Genomic DNA, 23,231 nt, shown 5'->3' with positions numbered 1-23,231 from the left:
CGGATCGATGATGTCGATCTCGACAAAGATGATGTCAGCGGTTCCGGGCACTGCGTTCTGGCCGCGCTGGTCCCGTTCCTGCCAACTAGTGCAACCCGCCGGCGCCGCCCGGCATGCCCGCCTTGATCAGCTCCATGACTGACGAGTCCGCCAGCGTGGTGACATCCCCGATCGGCCTGTCCTGCGCCACGTCTTTGAGGAGCCGTCGCATGATTTTGCCGGACCGGGTTTTAGGCAGCTCGGCTACCACCATGATCTGCCGGGGCCGGGCGATTTTGCCGATTTCCTTGGCTACATGGTCGCGCAGCTCCTGCACGACTTCCGGTCCGCCGTCGCCCGCATCGCTGCGCAGGATGACAAACGCGACGATGGCCTGCCCGGTGGTCTCGTCAAGGGCGCCGACGACGGCGGCTTCGGCCACCTTCGGATGGGCGACGAGCGCGGATTCGATTTCCGTCGTCGAGAGCCGGTGTCCTGCCACGTTCATCACGTCGTCCACCCGTCCGAGAAGCCAAATATCCCCGTCCTCGTCCTTCTTCGCGCCGTCCCCTGCAAAGTAGAGCCCCGGGAACCGTGACCAGTACGTCTCCACGTACCGGTCGTTGTCTCCCCAGATGGTGCGCAACATGGATGGCCAGGGTTCCCTGAGTACCAGATAGCCGCCGGAGCCGTTGGCAACCGGTGCGCCCGCGTCATTGACGACGTCGGCCACGACCCCGGGCAGTGCCCTCATGGCGGCTCCCGGTTTGCCCGCTGTGACTCCCGGGAGCGGACTGATCATGATGGCTCCGGTCTCGGTCTGCCACCACGTGTCCACAACGGGCGTTTGGTTGTGCCCGATGTTCTCGCGGTACCAGATGTATGCGGCCGGGTTGATCGGTTCGCCTACGGTGCCGATTACGCGCAAACTCCTGAGGCTGTATTTAGCCGGTATTTCGGCGCCCCATTTCATGAACGTACGGATGGCGGTCGGGGCACAGTAGAGAATCGAGACTTTGTACTTGTCGATGATTTCCCACCAGCGGCCCTGGTGCGGGGTGTCCGGCGTGCCCTCGTACAGCACGGAGGTGGCGCCGTTGGCCAGGGGACCGTACACGATGTAGCTGTGCCCGGTGACCCAGCCGATGTCCGCGGCTGTCCAGAAAATATCGGTCTCGGCCTTTAGGTCGAACACCGCCCAGTGGGTGTAGGCGCACGCCGTGAGGTAGCCCCCCGTGGTGTGCAGGATGCCCTTGGGCTTGCCCGTGGTGCCCGATGTGTACATCACGTACAGGGGATGTTCGGCGTCGAAGGTCTCGGCGTCATGATCGGCGGAAGCCAGTGCAACGGATTCGTGCCACCAAATATCGCGGACCGGTGTCCAATCGACCTCCTGGCCCGTGCGGCGGACCACCAGGACGTTGCGAACGTCCGGGCAGTCCAGCAGTGCCTCGTCGACGGCGGACTTCAACCCGCTGGCCTTGCCGCGGCGATAGGCGCCGTCGGAGGTTATGACAAGCCGCGCGTCGCAGTCGTGAATCCGCGTCCGGAGCGCGTCCGCGGAGAACCCGCCGAACACGACGGTATGAGGTGCTCCAATTCGCGCGCAGGCCAGCATCGCCACGACGGTTTCCGGAATCATGGGCATGTAAATGGCCACCCGGTCTCCGGACTTGACGCCCAGATCTGTCAGCGTGTTCGCTGCCTGGCAGACCATGTGGGTGAGCTGGGCATAGGTGATCGCGCGGGTGTCTCCGGCTTCGCCTTCAAAGTAGTACGCGACCTTGTCTCCGCGGCCGGCAGCTACATGCCGGTCAAGGCAGTTGTAGGCGGCATTGAGCCGGCCCCCGACGAACCATTTGGCGAATGGCGGATTGGACCAGTCCAGGACCTCACTCCATTTTTGGGACCAGTCCAGCCGGTCCGCCTGCCGCGCCCAAAACGCGAGCCTGTCGCCGTCGGCTTGGTCATAGTCCGACGCCGTGGCGTTGGCTTGGGCGGAAAAGCCGGCTTCCGGGGGAAAGCGCCGCTGTTCGTGCATCAGGTTTGCGAGGGTCTCATCCGATTCTGGGTCTGCGGACATAGCCTGTCACCGTCGTCCCACCGGAAGCACAGTCCGTTTGTAGGTGGAGTTCGCGACTACCGCGAGGGAGCAGTACCAGGCAATAAGCGCCGTCACGATGCCCAGCCAGCCGCCCAGCACCGTCAGCCCGGTTGCCCCGGAGAAAGCGCCAAGAAACAGCGCAATGAAGGTCAGGGTCAAGAAGACGAAAACGGCAAAGACGCCCATACTGACCCGCCACGCGGCAATGGTCATGTAGGCGGTAAAGATTGCCCAGGCCAGAAGGTAAAGGCCGACTCCTTTGCTGGCGTCCGCTGCCGGAAGGCTGCCAGCGCTGAACTGGCTCAAGAACCAGAAAGACAGCCAGAAGGCTCCGTATGAGCAGAAGGCCGTCGCGCCGAAGACGTTGCGGTTGGCAAATTCCCACATTCCGGCGCCGAACTGCGCTAAGCCGCCGTAGAACAGTGCAAGTCCCAGGACAACCGGTTCGACCGCTTTGGGGATCAGGCCGGCATTGATGACACTGAGGACAAAGGTGGTCAGTGCGAAAGCGCCCAGACCTAAAGCTGCCGGGTCTGCAAAGGGTGGGCTGATGCCCGCCTGGGGTGCCACAACATTGCCCTGGGCTGGTACGGGAATTTCTGCCCTGCGACCACTTCCCGCCGGGACGGTCCCCGCCGCGGAGCTTGATTCGACACTCATGGTACGACTCCTTGGTCAGCACCAGCACCATTGCTGGTGACGTATATCAGGCTACTCCTGAGTGCGCAAGGAGTTTATCCGAATTGGTTGTGATTCAGGTCGCGCACCCTTGTGTCGCAGATCACACTACTTGGCCCAGTGGTGAAGTGCCGGCAGGACCATGCCCCCTCTTGGCCTGAACCGTACCGCCTATGGTCGAGCATGCGTGTACCGTTCGAACCGAACGGCGCCACGCCGGGCGGACCAAAAGTCGACTCTGCGGCTCCCGTCCCGGCCCAGGACCTACACTCCTGACCATGACCACCCACAATGAACGGCAGGCCCGGGCGGAACACCGTTGGCCTGCCGTCATCGGCCTTCTCATCGCACTGGCGCTATACGCCACGCTGCCCACGACGTTCCTTCCGGCGGTACGCTACTCCGTTGTTGTCGTCGGCCTGGCGCTGCTGATTCCGCTCATTATCCTGAATCCACGCAGGTTGGTCCGCGAAACCCGCTGGTCAAGGCATCTTTCCGTCGGCCAGGCGTTGTTGCTTGTCGTGGCCAACGAGGCAGCACTCGTCCAACTGGTCATTCTCCTCACGAACTCCGGAAACAGCAACGGGCCAACGCTGCTGCTCGCGGCCCTTCAGGTATGGGTGACAAACGTCATCGCGTTCGCCTTGGTCTACTGGGAACTGGACCGGGGCGGTCCGGTCACCCGGCGCCACGCCACGCGCCATGAGCTGCCCCGGGCAGACTTCCGGTTCCCCCAGGACGAAGACCACGACGCAGTGCAGGAAGTTGCCGCCCGGTCCTCCGTGAAGACGGACTGGACGGCTTCATTTGTCGACTACGTCTACTTCTCCCTTTCCAACTCGATGGCATTCAGCCCCACAGACACGATGCCCCTTTCGGCCCGGGCAAAATCCCTGATGGGACTGGAGGCCTTCGGAGGATTCGTGCTGCTCGCACTCGTCATCGCCCACGCCGTCTCCCTGCTTGGCCAGTAGGCCGCCGGGCAGCAACGGGCCGGACACGAACGACAGCCGTTCCACGATCGAAGCGCCCTGCCCCTATATGTCGCACACACCGGTTCACAACGGACAACTGCTCCCCGCCAGCCAATTTTCCGCAAGGTGACTTGCGGCTGGTCTCAGTTTTCGTCGAATTATCTCGGCCTCCGCATGGTCAGTGGCGGTGTCCTCCTGCAAGAGGGTGTGCTAACTGTCGTCATGGTGCCGCCGGCCGGGCGAGGCGGTGAGCTGTTTCGAGCATGGCGGCGTGGACGAACGCCTGGGGGAAGTTGCCGCGCAGCTGGCGCTGTTCGACGTCGTATTCTTCGGTGAACAGTCCCGGGGAACCGCAGGCGGCCCGGTTGCGTTCAAAGAGTCTGAATGCGTCTGTGGTGTTGCCCTGCTCATGTTCGGTCAGGGCCAGGAAGAAGCCGCACAGGAGGAAGGCGCCTTCGGCGTCCGCCAGGGGGCCCGGCCCGTGCCTGAACCTGTAAACGTATCCATCGTCGAGGAGTTCTTTCCTCACGGCCGCTGCCGTGGCGAGGGAGCGGCCGTCGCCGGTGGGGACGGCTCCGCGGATGGCGGGAAGAAGCAGTGCCGCGTCGATCCTCTCGTCGTCGGCCGATCGTTGCCATCTGCCGCTGGGGTGCGTGCAGGTGTCGGCTGTATGTGCCAGAATCCTGTCTGCCAGTGGTCCCCAGGCAGAGACCTGGGTGGCGGGGGCATACCGGGAGACGGCTTTGAGGCCGGCGACGCACATCAGCCGTGAATGGGTCCACCGTTCGTTCTCGAGTTCCCAGATGCCGGCATCCGGCTCGGCCCACTTCTCCTCTATAGCCGCCACCGCCTGCTCCACTGCGTGCCAGTGCCTGTTGTCGAGGTGGTCATGGCGGGCAGCGGTGGCGAAAAGCAGCAGGGCTTCGCCGAGACTGTCCAGCTGGAATTGCCCGTTTACCCAGTTGCCGACCTTGTCCGTCCCGCCCGGGTAACCCGGAAGGTCGAGTGTGTGCTCGTCCGGGACCCTGCCGCCGCGGACGGTGTAAGCGGGTTTGAGGCTGGTTCCGTCCGCCAGCAACCGTTCGCTGACGAAGTGCACCGAGCTGTCGAGGAGGCCGGTGGCTCCGCCGGCACCGGCGGCCTGGCCGGCAATGCATTGATCCCGGATCCAGGCGTAGCGGTAGTCGTAGTTGCGTTTTGCCTCGTCACGCTCCGGCAGGCCCATGGTGGCGGCTGCGGCCATGGCACCGGTTGCGCCGGTCATCCCGCGCATGACCGCGTAAGCCCGGCGGGCGTCGGCAGGGGCAACAGTCCCGTTCATTGCAGGTACCGTTGTGGCCCAGGCGCGCCCGGTGGCCGTCCAGAGATCCGCAGGGACGGGCGGCCGGGTCGGCAGCGGCCTGGCGGAAAGCTCCATCACGACGTGGTGTTCCTCTCCGGGCCTAAGCTGCACATCCTGTTGCAGCACGCCATCGTTCGCGTTTGCCCGGCCCATCCCGCTGACGCGAAGGTGCAGTCCGCCGCCCTCACCGGACCACACACCGTCCCCGCCGTTGGAAAGGTCCACCCGGCACCGGCCGAAGCCCGGCCGGGGGTGCAGGAGGACCCGGACCGGCGCGGTGCCCGATATAACCCGGATATGACGCATCAGCACCGCCAGGGCGGGGTCCCCCGGCATCGCGAGGGCCTCGCGGCATTCGACGATGCCGTCCGTGGTGACCCAGCGGCTGTTCCAGATCAGTGTGCCGTCGTCGTAGTGCCCTCCCCACACATAGCGCGGGTTCAGGGGTGTCACGGAAAATGCCCCGGCGCCGCCCACCAGGGACGAGAACACGGCGGGGTCATCCCATTGCGGGGCACACAGCCAGACAACGTCACCGCGCGGGCCGATCACCGCGCCCCGTTCACCGTCCGCCAGCAGGGCATAGTCGCGCAGAACCTGGGGCGGGAAGAAGACTTCCCCGCCATCGGGCTGGGCTGGTGTCATCAGGTGTCCGCCAGGCCCGTACCGGCGTGCCTGCGTCCCTGAAAAGCTGAGTGTTTCAAGCTGGCTCCTTCTGGCCTAGGCCTGGATTCGGTATGGTTCGGCGTCCAGGGCCCGGAAAATGAGTCCGTTGCCGGGCCGGTCGTCGCTGGGCCGAACGCTGCCTCCTTGTGGATCGGGCGTCCCGTCGAAGAACATCTCCTCGATCCGGACGTGGTCGTGGAACCACTCCAGGTGACGGAAATTGCGGGTGCTTGCAGCCGCGGGCACGGTCAGGTTCGGTGCACAGTGCCCGGAGACTTCCAGGCCGTGGGCCGCGGCTACCGCGGCGGCCCGGAACCACTCCGTGATTCCCCCGCAGCGGCTCACATCCACTTGAAGGCAGTCAACGGCGCCGGCGCCGCACATCTGCTGGAAATAGAACAGGGTCGTACCGTATTCGCCGGCTGCGACGTCCGCCGTGACAGACTGCCGGACCTGGCGAAGCCCCTCAAGGTGATCGCTGGATACCGGTTCTTCGAACCACGTCAGATCCTGCTCTGCCGCGGCGTCGAAAACCCGAACGGCTTGCTTGGCGGTGTAAGCGCCGTTGGCGTCGACGAACAGCTGGACGTGCGGCCCGATGGTGTCCCGTGCCTGACGGATCCGGAGGAGGTCGCGGGCCGTGTTCGCGCCGCGCGCCTCGCCGATTTTGATCTTGACCCGCGGGATCTGTTGCTGGCCGGTCCAGCCCTCCAGCTGGCGTCGGAGCTGGGCCTCTGAATAGGTGGTGAACCCGCCGCTGCCGTAAATCTCCACCTCCGCCCGCGCCGCCCCGAGGAGCCGGTGCAGGGGAAGGCCGAGGATCCGTGCCTTGAGGTCCCAGAGCGCGCAGTCGACGGCGGAGATCGCGTAGCCGGCCAGTCCGGGGCGTGGAGTGTTGCGCACCGCCCGGGCCATGGCTTCGGCCGCTGCAGGAACGTCGAAAGGGTTGAGCCCGGTAACGGCCGGTTCCAGGGTCTCCTTGATCAGCGCCGCGCAGGCCCCCGGCGCGAAGGTCCAGCCGATGCCGGTCCAGCTGCCGGCCACGGCCTGGACCAGGACGATGGTGGTGGCGTCCCACGCCAAGGTTCCGTCGCCCTCCGGCGCGCTGGTCGGCACCGTGTAGGCCGAGACGTCAAGACGTCCCAGCTGAAGGCTTGAATCGATCATGACGGTCAATCCTTCTTGTGCGGGAGGAACTCCTGGGCCTTGGCTTTGACGCCTTCTTTGATGATGCCCCAGCCGCTGTCGTCGCCCTTCATGACCGCTTTTGCGCTGTTGAGTGCCTGTTCCAGGGTGGCGTGGGGCGGGATTGGCGGGATGTCCGGGTCTGTGCGCACATCCAGAACGGTCGGCCGGTCCGCTGCGAGTGCCTTCTCCCATGCGTCCCCGAGTTCGTCGGGGGACCCCACGCTGATGCCCTGCAGCCCGAGGCTGGACGTGAAAGCCGCGTAGTCGACGTCGGGAAGGGCTTGGGATTCACGGAACGCCGGGGCCCCTCCCATGGCCCGCATTTCCCAGGTCACCTGGTTCAGGTCATCGTTGTGCAGGATCGCAACGATGAGCCTGGGATCAGTCCACTCGCGCCAGTAGCGCTGGATGGTGATGAGCTCGGCCATGCCGTTCATCTGCATGGCACCGTCCCCGGCGAAGGCGATCACAGGACGTGCGGGGTGGGCGAATTTTGCTCCGATGGCGTAGGGCACCGCCGGTCCCATGGTGGCCAGGTTGCCGGACAAGGAGCCGCGGATGTGGCCATGAAACTTCAGTTGCCGGGCGTACCAGTTGGCCGCGGATCCGGAGTCTGCTGTGATGATTGCGTCGTCAGGCAGCCGGTCGGAGAGCTCGGAGAAGAGCCGCATGGGGTTGATGGGGCTGGCTTCGACCATGGCCTCGGCGCGCATGGTCTCCCACCACCGGGTGATTTTCGTTTCCAGGTCTGCGCGCCAGGACTGGTTCTGTTTCCGCTGCAGATGCGGAATCAACGCCCGCAGGGCGGTGGCGGAATCGGCGACGATGTTGAATTCGTAGGGGTACCGCAGTCCGATCATGCCTGGGTCGATGTCGATCTGGACACCGCGCGCCTGCCCTTCTTCCGGCATGAACTGGGTGTAGGGGAAGCTTGATCCGATGGTCAGCAGGGTGTCGCAGTCGCGCATCATTTCGTAGCTGGGGCGGGTTCCGAGAAGGCCGATTGATCCGGTCACATAGGGAAGATCGTCCGGCAGGGAGTCCTTGCCGAGCAGCGCCTTGGCAACGCCTGCGCCCAGCAATTCCGCGACCTGGCGGACCTCCGCGGCCGCGCCACGGGCCCCCCGGCCAATGAGCATGGCCACTTTGCTTCCATCGTTGAGCAGCTGGGCCGCGCCGCGAATCGCGTCGTCGTTGGGCTGGATTTCAGGCCAACGGATGCCGAGGCTGGAAGGAACCATCTTGAAGGCGTGCGTCGGTGGCGTGTACTCCAATTCCTGGACATCGGACGGGATGATGACCGCCGTCGGGGCCTTCCTTGCCAGGGCTATCCGTACGGCCCGGTCCAGGACGTTGGGGAGCTGCTCGGGGACCGTGACCATCTGGAGGTACTCGGAGGCCACGTCCTTGAAGAGGCTCAGCAGATCCACTTCTTGCTGGTAGGAGCCTCCCATCGCGCTGCGGGCTGTCTGGCCGACGATCGCCACCACCGGCACGTGGTCCAGTTTCGCGTCGTACAGCCCGTTGAGCAGGTGGATCGCGCCCGGGCCGGAGGTGGCCATGCAGACCCCGACCTTGCCGGAGAACTTGGCATAGCCGACGGCTTCGAAGGCACTCATTTCTTCGTGTCGGGCCTGAATGAATTTCGGTTCGTTGCCGGCTTTCCCGAAGGCAGCGAGCAACCCGTTGATGCCGTCCCCCGGAAAAGCAAAAACTTTGTCCACGCCCCATTCGCGGAGCCGGGCCAGCAAATAATCAGCAACTGTCTGTGATGCCATGATCAATCGTCCCTTCCAGTGCTCAGTCTTTCGGCGGCTCGGGCCGCCACTGCCATGATCGTCAGCGCCGGATTCGCGCTGCCCTGGGTCGGCAACACGCTGCCGTCGGTGATGAACAGGTTCGGAACGGCGAAGCTGCGGCACATCTGGTCGACCACGCCATGGCGTTCGTCGGCAGCCATGCGCGCCCCGCCCACCAGATGGGCGAAGCGTTTGATGGTCATGACTTCGTCCGCGCCTGCAGCTTTCAGGATCTTCTCCATGACATCCTGTGCGGCGCCCATCAGTTGCCGGTCGTTCTCGCATTGGCTGTAGCTGAACTCGGCAACCGGCAGCCCGGTCCGGTCTTTTTCCTCCGCCAGGGTGACACGGTTTCCTTCCAGCGGAAGAAATTCGCACAGCGCGCCCAGGCAGGCCCAATGCGGAAAGTCGCTCATATAGCGGCGCAGGTCCGCTCCCCAATGTCCCTGGGCGGAGACGTGCTCGGCCCAGGTGATGGGCAGCGGCGAAACGGTCTGAATGGAGAATCCCCGCTTGTAGGGCTTGGTGGGGTCCGTTTCATAGAAGTCCTCAGTGCTGACTTCCGGCGGCGGAGCCTTCCACATGCGTACCTCCGCGTCGAACCGGCCCGCCGTTTGCGGCGCGCCCTGGACCATCACGTACCGGCCGACCTGGTCGAAGTCGTTGCACATACCCTGCGGGAATCTCGCTGAGGTCGAGTTCAGCAGGAGACGCGGTGTTTCGATCGAATATCCGGCGACGGCCACCATCCGCGCCCGCTGGAACCGTTCCCGCCCGTGCCGGGTGTAGTGGACACCGGTGGCCCTACCGGTCCCTTCGTCGAAGCCGATGCGGGTCACCATCGAATCGGCCCGCACTTCGGCGCCGTGGGCGAGTGCGTCCGGAATGTGGGTTATCAGGGGCGACGCCTTCGCGTTCACCTTGCAGCCTTGAAGGCAAAAGCCCCGGTAAATGCAGTGTGGCCGGTTGCCGAAGCGGCCGTTGGCGATCGCGACCGGACCGACCTTGGCCGTGATCCCGCAGGCGCGTGCACCGCGGAGGAAGAGCTCTCCGTTGCCCGAGACGGGGTGAGGCCGGTGCGGATACCGGTGCGGATCGCCCCACGGCCAGGGTTCTCCGGCCACCGGGAGTTCCCCTTCGATGTCCTCATAAAAGGGGCGCAGATCCGCGTAGTCCAGGGGCCAGTCGGCGCCGACGCCGTCCGTGGTGAAGGTGCGGAAGTCGCTGGGGTGGAACCGGGGCGTGTATCCGGCGTAGTGCACCATGGAGCCACCCACCCCGCGGCCTGAGTTGTTCGATCCGAGGGGCACGGGGTCATCACCGCCGATCACGCGCGGATCGGTCCAATACAGGTGATGCGAGCCGGCCTCGTCACTCACCCAGTCACGCTCAGGGTCCCAGAACGGGCCAGCATCGAGGGCGACCGCCCGCCATCCCGCGCGGGCCAGCCGTTGCAGCATGGTTGAGCCGCCCGCTCCGCACCCCACGATAACGATGTCCACTTCGTCACGGTCATCGAACACGCGCATGTCATCGCGCAGCCGGTGGTTGCTGCCTGGGCCGGCCGGCAGCAGCCACGCGGATTCATTACGGCTCCGCACGCTCCGCACGTGGCTCACCTCCGGGTTCCACCGTCCAGCGCCACGGGGTCCTCCGTGGGTCTGGTATCGGCCACTTCGAACGGTTCCAGCCGGTTGAGTCCCACATTTTTATACCCGCGGGGGTACGCGGGCCCCCCGAATCCGATCTCGTCCCACGCCCACGGATGTGAGTAAAAGGCTGTGCACGCGTAGCGGGTCCACAGCCCCCACACGCGTCCGGCCGGCAGGCCCTGCCATGACGAAGCGCCCAGGTCCCTGACGGTCCGGAGCAGGTCGGCCTGCCGGTCGTCGTTGCAGCTGGCGAACGTCTGGTTGAACGCCTCTTCCGCCGCACGGTCCAGCGCCGACAGCGATGTCCGCCAGGCCTGTCCGTCTTCAGGCATGTCCTCGAAGCGCCAGCCGTCGGTCTGGTTCTCGGCCAGGCGCGCGTCGACGAAGTTAACGACCGGGACGCGGGGCTCGGCATGCTGGTCAAGGAGTTGGTCAAAGAGTGCCCTGGCAGTGGCCTCTTCGGCCGGGGTGAAGAAACGGATGTCGGCGGGTCGCGCCAGCCGGCCCAGGACCACGCCCGCGGTTGCCCGGTCCCAATGGCCGGACTGGGCGAGCGTGCTGAATCCCGGGTACCGGCCACCACCGGCGCCCCTATCCAGGGGAAGCCGGCTCATCGCTCCCGCCTGAGAACGGAAGCCAGCAGCCCCATGCCGCCGACCAATGTCACCAGCAGCGGCGCCAGCAGCGGCGGTCCCATCTCCAGGTTGTAGCGCAGATTGGAGAATCCGCCCGGTTTTTGGGCTATTCCCCGGGCATGCAGATAGGTTCCCTGCAGCCCATTGGCCACTATCGCGGCACTGGCGATCGGCAATACAGTTTTGGCCATCCTGCGGCTGAAGACCCCGGCAACCCCGGCCGCGGCGCCCACCGGACCAAGCGCCACGGGCAGCCACATCCATTTGTTCCCGAAGCTGGCCTTGTCATGTTCGAAGTAGATTTCTGCCGCTGTCACCAAGGCCCCCGCTGCGGTGAGCCCGGAAAGAGACCGTTCGAATCTGCCCGTTTTCACGTTGCGGACCAGGCGATCAACGAGGTGGGTCCTTTCCCTTTCGGGTGCATGCTTCATGGTGTGCTCCTCCGCAATCAGGAAAAATACGTGCCGCTGGGCAAACTTTGCTGCTCCGCAAGCACCGGGGTAATACTGGGGTGCGTGGAAAGAAACAGCGACGACGGCGCCGACGCCCAGATCGATGCGGTCCTTAGGGCCGCGAACGTCCTGCTGCGTGTCGTGGCCCAGTCAGTTGTCGAAGTCGAAGACATTGTCACCAGCCCCCAGCTGCGGGTGCTGGTAATGATTGCCTCGCGCGGACCGCAAAATCTCGGTGCGGTAGCCATGGAACTGGGGGTCCACCCGTCCAACGCCACCCGCACCTGCGACCGGCTGGTCAATGCCGGGCTGATCGCGCGGCGCGATGACCCCGCGGACCGGCGGTACGTGGAGTTGTCCCTGACCCCTGAAGGCGCGTCGCTGGTCAACACCGTCCTGGAGCACCGGCGGAACGCCGTTGCCGCGGTGATGGGACGGATGACAAACGAGTTGCGCGGCGCCACGGCTCTGGGAATGGACGCGTTTGCGGCGGCGGACGGCGGCGAAGGCACCGAAGACGGCAGGTTCACCATCGACCTGCGCAGGTGACCGGCGCCGCTGCCAGGCGCGCAAGCAACACCGCTGACGATGATCATCCGAACTCCCCCGCCGCGAAAACCAACGCAAGCGCCGCGCTGACTCCCGCAGACCTCCGATGACGGCTATCCAACGCGGCGACCCCGGCCATACTCGCGGCGTGGACCGCATCCACGCTGCCTCCGACAAGGTGGGCAGTGCGCCCGCCGCGGACAGTCAGCACCGCCTGAACCAGGTGCCGTGCGCCCAGAATCCGGATCACCACGCGGGTCCTGCCATCCGGCATCTCACCCAGTAGCAGGCCGGAAACATAATCCGGTGCCAAGAGCTCGCACATCCCGTACGCCGCCCGGACCAATTCCAGCGGCTTCACCGGTTCGCCGACCGCAAAAGCGCGCGGCCCGCGACGGCCACGGAGGCGAGGAACCCGGCTGCGGCCGTGCCCACCGCTGCATAGTGCTGGGAGGCCCACAGCTGCGCGCTGCGGTTGGAGGCCCTGGAATCAAAAATGCCGCGCGTCCCGAAATCCTTCCGTTTGTCGGCAGGTTCCCAGAGATTCTTGGGCTGGTCGGGATGGCGGGGTTCCGCGGTCTGCTGGGCGTTGAAGCCTGTCTTGGCCAGGTAGCGGTCGAGCAGGCCTGGGGCGACGGCGTTCGCGATGAGTGTCCCCGCAGTGCTGCCGCCGACCCAGTACTCCCGACGCTGTGGATGCTCCGCCGCGTACACGACCGCCCGGGCGGCCAGCTCCGGCTGGTAAATCGGCGGCACGGGCTGCGCCTGTCGCGGGAGGCGGGACAGGACCCAGGAAAACTGGGGCGTGTTGACCGCCGGCATTTGCACCATCGTGGTGTGGATCCCGCTCGACTCATGCAGCAGTTCACACCGCAGCGATTCATTGAAACCCTGGATAGCATGTTTCGCGCCGCAGTAGGCGGTTTGCAACGGGATGCCCCGGTAGGCCAGGGCCGAGCCGACCTGCACTATGACGCCGCGGTTTCGCGGCCGCATGCGCTTCAAGGCCGACATGGTTCCGTAGACGTAACCGAGGTAGCTGACCTCGGTCACGCGTGCGAACTCAGCTGCGGAAATTTCCGAAAAGGGGGAGAAAACCGAAGTGAAGGCAACGTTGACCCAGACGTCGATGGGCCCCAACTCGCGCTCAATTCGCTCGGCGGCAGCATCCACAGCATCGGCGTCGGCGACATCGACGCTCAAAGTCCACGCGCGGCCGCCGGCGGCCTCCACCTCCTGCGCGGCCCCGGCCAGACCTGCCTCGCCACGGGCAAGCAAGGCAACGGTGGCGCCTTGACGGCCAAAGGCAACCGCCGATGCGCGCCCGATTCCGCCACTGGATCCGGTAATAGCGACGATACGCCGGGCCTTGTCCATGAGGGTGACTCCTTAGAGTGTCAGCAATCGCGTCAGCTTCCCGCCCTTCCTGCACGGGCGCCGAGCCGGGTCCCCCACTAAGTCTTCAATCTAACGGGAATCATTGCGTAACCGCAACAGTATGCAGGCTTATGGATCTCAGGAAAATACCTGACTGTGGCGGCCCTTGGGTCGTTCTGGTCGACATGGCCCTTCCGCATGCTGGCGACTCTGCACTATTGCAAAGCATGCGTCACGACCAGGAACCCCGGATCAACCGTTATCCAGACACTCCTGGAGAGGGTTCCGTGGACGACCGATTCGGCACGAGTGGAGCTCCGCAGGCCCGTGTCGTCAGGTGGCCATAGAGCCCGCCTGCGGGAACTCGGATGTAGGTGGTGCCGTCGCGGAGCACGGCCCAGAGAAGGTTGAGGCGGCGCCGGGCCAGGGAGAGCATGGTCTGGGTGTGGGTCTTGCCTTCGGCGCGCTTTCGGTCGTAGTAGGTCCGGGAGGCGGGCAGCTCTTCAGGGCCGAGAGATCCGACCGGTAGAAAACCCGCAGGAGCTGCCGGTCGTAGCCGCGGGGCGGTGGAGGTTGCCGGGGCTCCTGCCGGAGTCCCGCGGGGGTCCGGTGTTTGGTCCGGATCACGGCCGGTGTGAGGCGGGGCGGCCGGGCGCCAACGCCCCACCCGGTCGAACCACAAATCGGGAATTTCCTGTCTCCGGAGCAACGACCGTGGCCTGCACTCCGGCTCCCAAGCTCGGAGATCGCCGCGGCAACGGCTTCCGCCAAGGCAAAAAGACCCCGGCCCCTCGCGGACCCTTCGGACGACGGTCAACGCGAGAGAGTCTTGAGCGGTTCGTAACTTGCGGCGGTGATGGCGAGGAAGTGGTTATGGCATGAGTGTCAACGCCGACGACAAACCGACGGAATTGCGCCACGATAGACACACCTGCCCCTTGTCTCGTCCTCGTTTCGCGGATAACCAGGCCGCGTTCGGTCGGACCCAGTCCGGTAGAGGTGACTCGGAACAGCACCGTCCCAGCCCCGCCGCACGGGCTTCCGGGTCAAGTTACCGGGCGGCGAGCAAGTACCGTCGATGCCCGCGGACGGGCAAATTCGAAGGGCAGTTGGACCCAACATGACAGAAAGGAACCCCATGAGCCCCGACTCGCGCAACGCGGGCACACCCAAGACCGGGCCACTTAACACCGACCCCGTTGAAGAGGCTCCGAGCGCCAAAGACCCGGCAGCGGATGAGAAGGTGCAGCTCCAGCTGGCCATTTTCGAAGTCACGCAGGTCGCCCGGGGCAAGAGCCTGGGTGAGATCCAGCAGATGCTCCTGGCTGCGTTCTCGCGCCGCGGGGTGGAACCCCCGCCCGGCATCTGGCTGGACTCGGTGGCTTCGGCGGCCTATTACGGTGAGCCCTACATCGTGGACCTCCCCGCAGCGGTGGCAGCGGACGGCGTAATGCCCGCTCCGAATGAGAAAGTGCGGCGCAGGCTTGCCTCACGTCGGCGTCTCCGACAGCAGAGGCTTCCGGCCGGTATCTTCCCCTCCCCTGCCGAATGGGAGGTGACGGACAACGAGGTCACAGGTGGCAGCACCGGCCAGCCCGCACACGGGTTTCCCCGTGCCGTCACCGGGCGGCTGGGTGGACCGGGCACGGCCTTGGCCGCGGCCGTGTTGATCGTGGCCGCCGTAGTTGCCGTGCGCGCCGTGAGCGCGGTTCGCCAGGAGCGTGCAGGCAGTCGGTCGGGCCGCCCCGGGTAACCGAGGGGCAACGACGCGGTCCTGACGAGAGCACCGAACAAGAAGAACGAACAAGCTTTTCAAGGATCTGCGGGGTGACAAAATAGCGCTGCGAAAAGACCGCCATTTATCGCTGCGAGTCACAAGCCAGCACCTGCACGGAACGTAGCGGCGCGTTCCTGGGCACGGTGATCGACCGGCATACGGACAGCTGGTTCAGGGAAAATGAAGGGCTTTATCCTCAGTCGATGGAGCGATTTGAGAAACAGTTGATAACAGTTCGCCAGGGGAATGTCCGCCCGACCGGCTCGTGGCTTTATGTGTGGGTTGATACTGCTGATGGCGCGATGGCGTACGTCGGTGCCACCGGCTTTGACCCTGAGCTGCGAGCACACTTGCATCTGACAAGTGACAACCCCGACCATGGGCGAGTGCGCGCATCGGTTCCGCGCTTTCAGGAGCGGGACTTTGACGTTCTTGCGTTCAAGCTCCCAGATAACCTGTCGCGCTCCGAGGTAAGACCGCTCTAGTCAGGCAGCTTGTCGATGGTGATCTTTAAGGTCACAGAGAAACACAGATGCCGGGATATTTCTCGGCGTTCCCAGAGGCCGCCGGTTGTTCTATAACTAACAGAACAAGCGTGGGAGGTGGGAAGGATGATCCTCAACGTCGATCTGGCCAGGGAGATACCGATCTATCAGCAGCTCCGGGACCAGATCGTGGAGGCGATCGCCGAAGGCGCGCTGACCGAGGGCAGCACCTTGCCGGCCACCAGGACGCTCGCGGCCGACTTCGGCATCAACTTCCACACCGTGAACAAGGCCTACGACCTCCTGCGCCAGGAAGGCCTGATCCGGCTCAACCGCAAGACCGGCGCGGTGGTGACCCAAATTACGGTGGCGGATCCGCCGTTCCCCGCAGAGTGGACCGCGAGGGCACGGACCCTGCTGGCCGAGGCCGTCGCCAGAGGCCTGCCGGCCGACGAGGTTCTCGCGACCTGCCGGGCGATACTCGAGTCATTTGACGCCAAGAAGCCAGAGGACACCCCATGACCGGTGCCATCATCCTGAGCTCCGCGGTGCTGGCACTCGTGCTCGTGATCGCCCTGGTGCTGCCCTCCATCACCAGCCCCGCCGTGCCCTTCGGGGTCCGGGTACCGCCCCAGCATGCCGGGGACCCGACGGTGGTCCGGCAGACCAGCATCTACCGCTGGCGGGTACTCCTCGGTGGAATCGCCACCGCCGCGGCCGGCGTGCTCATCTTCGCCGTGACCGGCGCAACGTTGGTGTTGCCGCTGTCGGTGCTGGTGCTCGACGCCGTCTGGTACGGCTGCTTCTTCCTGGCCAACCACGAGATCCGGGCCGCCAAGGCCGCCGGGGGCTGGTACCAGGGCCTGCACCAGGGCATCGCGGTGGACACCGAACTGCGGACCAATCCACCGCGGTTTCCCTGGCTCTGGCTGGCCCCGGCACTGATCATCACGGCCGCCACGGTAGTGATCGGCGTGATCAGCTACCCATCGATGCCCGAAGTTCTCGCGGTCCACTACGACGCGAACGGGGTGCCCAACCGCGTGGTCGCCAAGTCGGTCGGCGCCGCCTTCTCACTGGTGTTCGTGCAGATCGGCATGACCGCGCTGCTCGCCGGTATAGCAGCGGCCATCGTCCGCAGCCGGCCCGATCTCGACCCGGCACACCCCGTTACCTCCGCGCGCTGGTACCGCCATTACATGTCACTGGGTGCCGAGGCCCTGCTCGGGCTGACCGCGATGATCGACCTGGGAATGCTGGGATCATCGCTGCTGATGTGGACCGGGACGGTCACACCGTGGGCGCCGCTCGTAATCGTCCTCCCGATCCTGACCGCCGCCGTGGTGGCCGTCGTCATCCTGGCCAGGAACAGCCGGGAGCGGAACGACGCCGAGGAAGACACCGGCCTGATCCACCGGGACGATGACAAGCACTGGCGCGGTGGCCTGTTCTACATCAACCGCGAAGACCATGCGCTGGTCGTTCCGCGCCGGTTCGGTCTGGGATGGACGCTTAACTTCGGCAATCCCAGGGCAGCGATGCTTCTGGCCGGTGCGGCCGCGCTGATCGGCCTGGCGGTCAGCCTCCGTTTTGGCGGCTGACCCAGACCATAGCGTCGCGAGTGGACTTGCGTCCCTCCCCAACGTCTATCGGTAACGGCGAAAGCCCCTGCCTCGGGGGGCTTTCCCATGTGCCGGGTGTACGGGCGGGGCGGCGTTCACAGGCCGCCTGACCAGGGTCCCGGCGCGCCCCCGGCGACCCTCATGGAGCCAACTGCCGTCTGCTCGCAGCAACGGTGGCGGACGTTCGGGACCCGTGTCCTGCATGCCCGGCGTACGCCTAAAGACTTGATGCCTCATTCCCTTCGGACGGAGGGCACGACTGTGACTGTGTGGGCCTACCGCCATTGGGATCAGGATGTCGCGAGCCGAGCCTCGGGAATCGTCGGTTCGAATAGTTCGATCGGATTGCCCGAGGGGTCTTCGATCAGTACCTGATTTCCGCCCATGCCCGTCACGATGTCATTGCGGAACTGCACGCCTGCATCGCGGAGGGTCCGCACGGTTGCCGCGAGGTCAGACACCTCCAGCGCGAATCGATTCCACCCGCCCGGCGCGGGCCGGGTGCCGTCGGGCATGCTCTGCCCTCCTCCGCCCTGGCCGCTCGGAGCGCTGAGCAGCAGCCGCAAATCACCGCGCTCGAGCATGGCAAAAGGCGGGGCCGGATGCATGACGAGCGTGAATGCCAAATGTTCGCGGTAAAAATTGATGGCTGTATCGACATCATCGACGATGTAGCGCACGCTTACGGTGGCCATAAGGAGACCTCCTTGCTCTGCACTCAGGAATACGCGCCACCTCGCGGCCTGTCAACGCGCCGAATATCAGACACGCCTACGATCGTTCGGGGCAGGACATGAAGGCAGTGGTTGTCGGGGCGGGCATAGCGGGCCTCGTCGCGGCCCGCCAGCTCGGCTTGGCCGGCTGGGACGTCGAGCTCCTCGAGAAATCGGCCGCTCCGCGTCCCGATGGCTACATGATGGACTTCTTCGGTCCGGGAGTCGAGGCGGCGGAAAGAATCGGCCTCTACCCGCGGCTCGCAGCGGTGGCCTACCATGTCGAGGCAGCCGAGTATGTGGACGCAGAAGGCCGCCCGACGTCCAGCCTCGACTACGACCAGTTCGCCCGGCTTGCCGGCGGGAAGGTCCTGAGCCTGCTGCGCCCCGACATGGAGTGCGCAGCCCTCGCCGCGCTCGACGACGTGGCCCCTGGCCGGGTGCGGGTCCGCTACGGGATGCCCGTTTCCCGGGTATGGAATGATGAGGACGGCGTGCGGGTCGCCGTCGATGACTCGCCGGACGTGACGATCTCCGCGGACGTCCTCGTGGGCGCTGGTGGCATCCATTCCGGAGTGCGCGCCCGGGTCTTCGGGCCCGAAGAGGAGTACTTGCGCCCCCTGGGCATGCGTGCTGCCGCATTCATCGTGACCGAACCGATCCTGAATGCAAGCTTCCGGAACAGGTTCGTCCTCAGCGACAGCATCGACCGGATGGTCGGGCTCTACAGCCTCCGCTCGGACGAGGTGGCGGCATTCATGGTCTACCGGGACGCCAGAGGCGCACCACGGCACCTGCGGCCCGGGAGCCCGCGGGAGCGGCTGCGCCGCGAGTTCGCCGGACTCGGCCACGCGGTCGACCGGCTGCTGGACTTGTGCCCCGAGCATCCCTACGACGATGTCGTCGCACAGATCGTCTTGCCGGGCTGGCAGAGGGAGCGGACCGTTCTCGTGGGGGACGCCTGCGGGGCCGTATCGCTCCTCGCGGGCCAGGGCGGCTCGCTCGCCATCGCCGGTGCCGCGCTACTGGGGGACATTCTTGGACCCGTGGCCTCACCCGAGGGGATCAGTTCGGCCCTCACCGAGTTCGAGCGACGCTGGCGACCCGTGGTCGAGGAGGCTCAAGCCGCCGGGAGACGCACCGCGTCATCGTTCCTCCCCGCGAACCGGACCCAGCGCCTCCTCCGCCGGTGGACCATACGGGCAACCCATCTGCCAGGAATCGACCGACTGGTGGCCCGCCAGATCGTGGGCAGAATTGCAAAATAAGCCCGACCCACGCCATCCCCAGTGACCATTAGTGGAAGCCGCATGAAAGACCCGCACAACACCCTCGGGAATCCGAAGGACACCCTGATGTCAGCAGGCAACGACCTGAACAGCGCGGTGACGTGGTCTCTGATTCTCGAAGGCGGCGGCACGCGGCTGATCCTCATTCACGAAGGGTTCGACCCGCAGGCGCCCAGTCACGTGAGAGCTCACCGCCTCATGGGCGGCGGCTGGCGCGGACAGATACTCAAGAAGCTGACGGAAACGCTGCGCAGACCGAGGAGTGGGTATCCGCCAGTCCGGGGTAGTCGAACCTGACGACATGGCCTGCCATTTGTGGTTTATACGCCCGCCCGGGCCGAGCCGGCGCCTTTGAACCGGAGGAGCAAATCTCCCTGCGACGCCCATCTCTCAGAATCCTTAATCGCCTATGTTTCGGCCGTCCTTTTCGTTTCGGTCGCCGGAGGTGTCTCTCCGCCTGCCCGGCCCGGAGGCGTGGATTCCTGCAGCCTGATGCGCGCATGCAGGACGTCGCCGATGAACCAGTCGTAGAGCAGCACGCCGATCACTGCGCCGATGAAAGGCCCGACGATCGGCACCCAGAAATACCAGCTGAAGGCCCCGTCCACGGTGCCCGGCAGCGCCGTCTGCCCCCATCCGGCCAGCCAGGCAAACAGCCGTGGCCCGAAGTCACGGGCCGGGTTGATGGCATAGCCGGCGTTCGCGCCGATCGACATGCCGATGGCTGCAACGGCCAGCCCGATCATAAACGGACCCAGGTTCGCCTGGACCGCGGTATTGCGCATGTCGATGATGGCCACCACGAACATGAGGAGGAAGGCCGTGCCGACAATCTGGTCGACCAGCGGCCCCACGGGGCTGCCGTTGAAGTAGGGTGCCGGGAAGGTGGCGAAAATGGAGTAGCTGGCAAGCCCCTTCGGATCTGCACGCCCGGTCCCGACGGCCTGGTTATAGGCATCGATGGCGTCGTGATACAGCAGGTACACCATCGCGGCGCCGACGAAGGCGCCCAGAACCTGGGCGACGATATACGGCCCCACTTTGCCCCAGGGAAATTTACGCCGGACTGCGAACGCCAGGGTCACTGCCGGATTGATGTGTGCGCCGCTGACGCCACCGGCAACGTAGATGGYCATCGTCACCGCCAGTGCCCATCCCCAGGTGATCAACAGCCAGTCCCCGGCGGCCATGAAGATCGTCGTCGATGTAGCGGCCCGGCCGGATCCCGGCAAAGCGGCGACTGCCATGGCCACAACGCCGTCGCCGAAAGAGATCAGCACAAAAGTGCCGAGAAACTCTGCAAGAAGTTCACCCCAAGTGCCGCCCAACTGCTTAAGGCCGCTGCCATGACGGACTGCATTTCTGAGTGGACTGATATCGCTCATCGCGAGTGCCTCCTCGAGTCATCTGATCTACCTACCGAAATTGACAACCCCAGTAGATTTATGCTACGCCGATAGTGTCCGTAGGCAACGGTCTAAGATCTATCCGCCGTGGGCAGCACCTCGGGCCCGCCCCTCCCGTCCCGTCCCGGCAAGCCCCAGCAGGCGCGGAGGCGGATTCCGTCGGGGAGCGCGGGCCACGGTGGGCTTGGATTGCGCCGCAAAGACGCGGATTTCGTTTGGGAAAGGCACCACCATGTCCGACGACAGCAGCATTGAAGACACCCCCGATGAGGCAGGCCCGGAGAAGAAGCCGGAAGAACCAGACCTGCGCGGCCGGTACGTCGAAGGCAACTACGGCAAGGCCGGAGCGCAAAGCGGCCGCCATGCGGACGACGAGGAAGGCCAATACATCGAAGGGGACTACGGGGCGGCCGGCAGCGAAGGCGGACTGCCCGAACCCCTCGGAGACAAGGCAAAGGAATCGGGACGCTACGTGAAAGCCAACTTCGGCGACGCCGGGTCGACACCGGGCCGCACCGCTGAATCTGAAATCGGTCAGTATCCAGAGGGCAACTACGGAGCAAGCGGTTCCGTGGATCCCGTCCGCAAACCGCGCACCAAGACCGACACCGATACGGACACCGGCACCGGCACCGGCACCGGGACAGATAAACAGGAATAGTCCGGCACCTGCACCCCGCAGAACAGGCCGGGAGCGCCGTCGACCACCAGTAGTGAAACCCCCAGGCTGACGCAATATTCGGTGCCGCTGTAAACGGCACTGCTGGTCACTGACTACCCGGTCAGCAGCCCGGGTGAGAAGCCGGCCGACCGCTCACCCGAGGCGCGGCGCATTCTTTGCCTAGCCGATTCCAGAGGGAGGGCGTGGCCGGCAGCACCGCGTGACCCACCGGTGCTTGAGTCAGCCACGGATTGAGGCACGCCTGCTCTTCCGGGGAGCGCGGGAGCTGACCTTTACCGTCCCTCACGGGCAGAATGAACGACATCGTTAATCCCGGCACGATAACGCAGAACCCTGCCCTCGAACGTGCCAGGGCGACACAGAACCGTGCAAACGACAGCTGACGCGCGCCTCCTAAACAACGCAGCCGGCGCCGCCCCAAACAAGGAACGAGCACACGGCGGGCAAGCCTCCCCCACACCCGTAGCTCCGTTGGCAGAGCAGTGAACTCTTAATCCTCGGGACGAGGGTTCAAAGCCCACAGGCGCACCCCAGGACCCCCACCGCATCACGCGCCCCCGGCGCGGAGGCGGCCCGGGCGAGTTCCAACGGCACCCGGGCCAACCATCACCGCACCCGCCCATCGGAGGGAACCCGCTGCGGCATATCAATACCTATGGCCGGGCAGGAGTAACGGTAGGAGTCCTATGGCCCTGAAACTACAAATGCCTGGCCAGCTTTCGGTCGGCCGCCCATGCCCTACCGGACCTTGGCATGCCTTCAGTCGCTTCGTTCATGTTCGCCACGGATAGCGGCCAGGGCGGTGGTGACGGCCGCTTCGGATCTCGCTTTGTCGATTCCCAGGCCGGTGAGCACGCCGGTGCCGGCTTCGAGTTCCAGCAGCGCGAGCAGGATGTGCTCGGTCCCGATGTAGTTATGCCCCAGCCGCAGGGCCTGCCGGAAGGTCAACTCCAGGGCCTTCCGCGCCTGCCCGCCGTAGGGGATGAGGTCGGGCACGCGGTCAGCCGCCGGCGGCAGGGCGGCGTGGGCGGCCTGGCGGATGGCGTCCGGGGAGACTCCCTGCGCACTGATGGCCCGGGCCCCCAGGCCCTCGGGCTCGGCCAGCAGCCCCAGCACCAGGTGTGCGGGGCCGATTTCATCATTGCCTGCGGCACGGGCTTCATTTTGCGACGCCGTCACCACGTTCCTGGCCCTGGGCGTGAACCGGCTGAAGCCCTGGCCCGGCTCCAAATCGAGCGGTTCGGCAGAGCCTTTCGGGACGAAACGCTTCTGGGCTGCCTGCTTGCTGACCCCCATGCTCCTGCCGATGTCCGACCAGGACGCACCCGAACGCCGCGCCTGGTCCACGAAATGACCGATCAGGTGGTCGGCCACGTCGCCCAGATGGTCCCCGGCAATGACCGCATCGGACAACTGCTCGAGGGCATCGGTATGCACCTTTTTAATCGCCTCGATGAGATCGTCGAGGCGGACAGCGTTCGTCATGCGGATGGGATCTGTCATGCGTCAATGCTAAGTTGACGCGAGCGTGATGTCAACCTTGGGTTGACGATACTGGTTGACGCCGTCCCCGGTACGTTCACCGGTTTCCCGGGACGACCAGCGGGCCGCATCGGCCCTGGACTTCCGGCCCCCGGATCCGGCTGGCGCTGAGGGCAGGTGGTACGGACCCCGGAACGAACGACGCGGCCTCTTCAGCGAGCCGGGGCGGAAACCTCCGTCCGCGTTCCGGTCGCAGAACGTCCCGCGGAGCGCTGGCACGGCAAGGGTCGTTGTCGACTTACAGATCGGACAGCCCTGCGCCGTGCCGCGTAAGCCCTTCTGGGCTAAGAGAATGCTGCGCGCCGTCCGTCCCAGGGCTT

General features: G+C 65.4%; 21 protein-coding genes and 1 pseudogene. 9 read left to right on the top strand and 13 right to left on the bottom strand.

Translation table 11 applies throughout. The features are described from left to right. Positions 1 to 85: 85 nt before the first annotated feature. Complete coding sequence (gene acs / locus AB4089_RS18190) at positions 86 to 2,062, bottom strand: acetate--CoA ligase (protein WP_441410679.1); 1,977 nt, start codon at positions 2,060 to 2,062, stop codon at positions 86 to 88. Positions 2,063 to 2,068: 6 nt separating this feature from the next. Then, positions 2,069 to 2,743 (bottom strand): acetate uptake transporter, encoded by a 675-nt coding sequence (locus AB4089_RS18185; RefSeq protein WP_441410678.1) that lies wholly within the window; start codon positions 2,741 to 2,743, stop codon positions 2,069 to 2,071. Between the two features lie 296 nt (positions 2,744 to 3,039). On the opposite strand from AB4089_RS18185, the gene AB4089_RS18180 reads away from it, so the two are divergent. After that, complete coding sequence (locus tag AB4089_RS18180) at positions 3,040 to 3,735, top strand: hypothetical protein (protein WP_441410677.1); 696 nt, start codon at positions 3,040 to 3,042, stop codon at positions 3,733 to 3,735. Positions 3,736 to 3,955: 220 nt separating this feature from the next. Here the strand turns inward: AB4089_RS18180 and AB4089_RS18175 are convergent, their stop codons facing one another. The 6 genes from AB4089_RS18175 to AB4089_RS18150 form a co-directional block, all read right to left on the bottom strand. Continuing rightward, on the bottom strand, positions 3,956 to 5,722 hold the full coding sequence (locus AB4089_RS18175) for a glycoside hydrolase family 15 protein (protein WP_441410676.1): 1,767 nt from the start codon (positions 5,720 to 5,722) through the stop codon (positions 3,956 to 3,958). Positions 5,723 to 5,797: 75 nt separating this feature from the next. Further along, the gene (locus AB4089_RS18170; protein WP_441410675.1) at positions 5,798 to 6,910 is read right to left on the bottom strand and encodes an enolase C-terminal domain-like protein; all 1,113 of its coding nucleotides are present in this window, start codon (positions 6,908 to 6,910) and stop codon (positions 5,798 to 5,800) included. A gap of 5 nt (positions 6,911 to 6,915) precedes the next feature. Beyond that, on the bottom strand, positions 6,916 to 8,709 hold the full coding sequence (locus tag AB4089_RS18165; protein WP_441410674.1) for a thiamine pyrophosphate-requiring protein: 1,794 nt from the start codon (positions 8,707 to 8,709) through the stop codon (positions 6,916 to 6,918). Positions 8,710 to 8,711: 2 nt separating this feature from the next. Further along, positions 8,712 to 10,349 (bottom strand): GMC family oxidoreductase, encoded by a 1,638-nt coding sequence (locus AB4089_RS18160; protein WP_441410673.1) that lies wholly within the window; start codon positions 10,347 to 10,349, stop codon positions 8,712 to 8,714. Further along, positions 10,346 to 10,996 carry a gluconate 2-dehydrogenase subunit 3 family protein gene (locus AB4089_RS18155; protein WP_441410672.1) on the bottom strand — a complete coding sequence of 217 codons (651 nt, stop codon included), beginning with the start codon at positions 10,994 to 10,996 and terminating at the stop codon, positions 10,346 to 10,348. The genes AB4089_RS18160 and AB4089_RS18155 overlap by 4 nt, the downstream gene beginning before the upstream one ends. After that, the gene (locus tag AB4089_RS18150) at positions 10,993 to 11,448 is read right to left on the bottom strand and encodes a hypothetical protein (protein ID WP_441410671.1); all 456 of its coding nucleotides are present in this window, start codon (positions 11,446 to 11,448) and stop codon (positions 10,993 to 10,995) included. The genes AB4089_RS18155 and AB4089_RS18150 overlap by 4 nt, the downstream gene beginning before the upstream one ends. Before the next feature lie 84 nt (positions 11,449 to 11,532). On the opposite strand from AB4089_RS18150, the gene AB4089_RS18145 reads away from it, so the two are divergent. Then, positions 11,533 to 12,018 carry a MarR family transcriptional regulator gene (locus AB4089_RS18145; RefSeq protein ID WP_441410670.1) on the top strand — a complete coding sequence of 162 codons (486 nt, stop codon included), beginning with the start codon at positions 11,533 to 11,535 and terminating at the stop codon, positions 12,016 to 12,018. Positions 12,019 to 12,375: 357 nt separating this feature from the next. On the opposite strand, the gene AB4089_RS18140 is transcribed toward AB4089_RS18145, so the two are convergent. Both AB4089_RS18140 and AB4089_RS18135 read right to left on the bottom strand, forming a co-directional pair. Then, a complete protein-coding gene (locus tag AB4089_RS18140) occupies positions 12,376 to 13,395 on the bottom strand; it encodes an SDR family oxidoreductase (RefSeq protein ID WP_441410669.1) in 1,020 nt (339 codons plus the stop codon). A gap of 370 nt (positions 13,396 to 13,765) precedes the next feature. Continuing rightward, positions 13,766 to 13,911 (bottom strand): annotated as a pseudogene (locus AB4089_RS18135) (IS110 family transposase); the annotation flags it as partial. Positions 13,912 to 14,533: 622 nt separating this feature from the next. Here AB4089_RS18135 and AB4089_RS18130 point away from each other — a divergent pair. From AB4089_RS18130 to AB4089_RS18115, 4 genes are all read left to right on the top strand, one after another. Continuing rightward, complete coding sequence (locus tag AB4089_RS18130) at positions 14,534 to 15,148, top strand: hypothetical protein (protein ID WP_441410668.1); 615 nt, start codon at positions 14,534 to 14,536, stop codon at positions 15,146 to 15,148. Between the two features lie 227 nt (positions 15,149 to 15,375). Next, positions 15,376 to 15,657 carry a hypothetical protein gene (locus AB4089_RS18125; protein WP_441410667.1) on the top strand — a complete coding sequence of 94 codons (282 nt, stop codon included), beginning with the start codon at positions 15,376 to 15,378 and terminating at the stop codon, positions 15,655 to 15,657. A 126-nt stretch (positions 15,658 to 15,783) separates the two neighbouring features. Then, complete coding sequence (locus AB4089_RS18120) at positions 15,784 to 16,179, top strand: GntR family transcriptional regulator (protein ID WP_441410666.1); 396 nt, start codon at positions 15,784 to 15,786, stop codon at positions 16,177 to 16,179. Then, on the top strand, positions 16,176 to 17,258 hold the full coding sequence (locus tag AB4089_RS18115; RefSeq protein WP_441410665.1) for a DUF1648 domain-containing protein: 1,083 nt from the start codon (positions 16,176 to 16,178) through the stop codon (positions 17,256 to 17,258). Before AB4089_RS18120 ends, AB4089_RS18115 begins: the two co-directional genes overlap by 4 nt. Before the next feature lie 311 nt (positions 17,259 to 17,569). On the opposite strand, the gene AB4089_RS18110 is transcribed toward AB4089_RS18115, so the two are convergent. Next, on the bottom strand, positions 17,570 to 17,974 hold the full coding sequence (locus tag AB4089_RS18110) for a VOC family protein (RefSeq protein ID WP_441410664.1): 405 nt from the start codon (positions 17,972 to 17,974) through the stop codon (positions 17,570 to 17,572). A 98-nt stretch (positions 17,975 to 18,072) separates the two neighbouring features. Here AB4089_RS18110 and AB4089_RS18105 point away from each other — a divergent pair, with 98 nt between their 5' ends. Continuing rightward, positions 18,073 to 19,260 carry an FAD-dependent monooxygenase gene (locus tag AB4089_RS18105; protein ID WP_441410663.1) on the top strand — a complete coding sequence of 396 codons (1,188 nt, stop codon included), beginning with the start codon at positions 18,073 to 18,075 and terminating at the stop codon, positions 19,258 to 19,260. A 42-nt stretch (positions 19,261 to 19,302) separates the two neighbouring features. Beyond that, positions 19,303 to 19,578, top strand: coding sequence for a hypothetical protein (locus AB4089_RS18100; protein ID WP_441410662.1), 276 nt, complete (start codon positions 19,303 to 19,305; stop codon positions 19,576 to 19,578). 110 nt (positions 19,579 to 19,688) lie between these two features. On the opposite strand, the gene AB4089_RS18095 is transcribed toward AB4089_RS18100, so the two are convergent. Next, positions 19,689 to 20,666, bottom strand: coding sequence for an MIP/aquaporin family protein (locus AB4089_RS18095; protein ID WP_441410661.1), 978 nt, complete (start codon positions 20,664 to 20,666; stop codon positions 19,689 to 19,691). A gap of 253 nt (positions 20,667 to 20,919) precedes the next feature. Between AB4089_RS18095 and AB4089_RS18090 the strand changes: the two genes are divergently transcribed. Continuing rightward, positions 20,920 to 21,348 (top strand): hypothetical protein, encoded by a 429-nt coding sequence (locus AB4089_RS18090; protein ID WP_441410660.1) that lies wholly within the window; start codon positions 20,920 to 20,922, stop codon positions 21,346 to 21,348. A gap of 780 nt (positions 21,349 to 22,128) precedes the next feature. Here the strand turns inward: AB4089_RS18090 and AB4089_RS18085 are convergent. Continuing rightward, on the bottom strand, positions 22,129 to 22,872 hold the full coding sequence (locus AB4089_RS18085) for a Clp protease N-terminal domain-containing protein (protein ID WP_441410659.1): 744 nt from the start codon (positions 22,870 to 22,872) through the stop codon (positions 22,129 to 22,131). Between the last annotated feature and the right edge of the window lie 359 nt (positions 22,873 to 23,231).

The sequence above is a fragment of the Arthrobacter sp. 2MCAF15 genome (assembly GCF_052115605.1).
In the GTDB taxonomy this organism is placed as follows: Bacteria; Actinomycetota; Actinomycetes; order Actinomycetales; family Micrococcaceae; genus Arthrobacter.
Note: the sequence above shows the minus strand (reverse complement) of the source record. Positions and strands in the feature narration are given on the sequence as shown.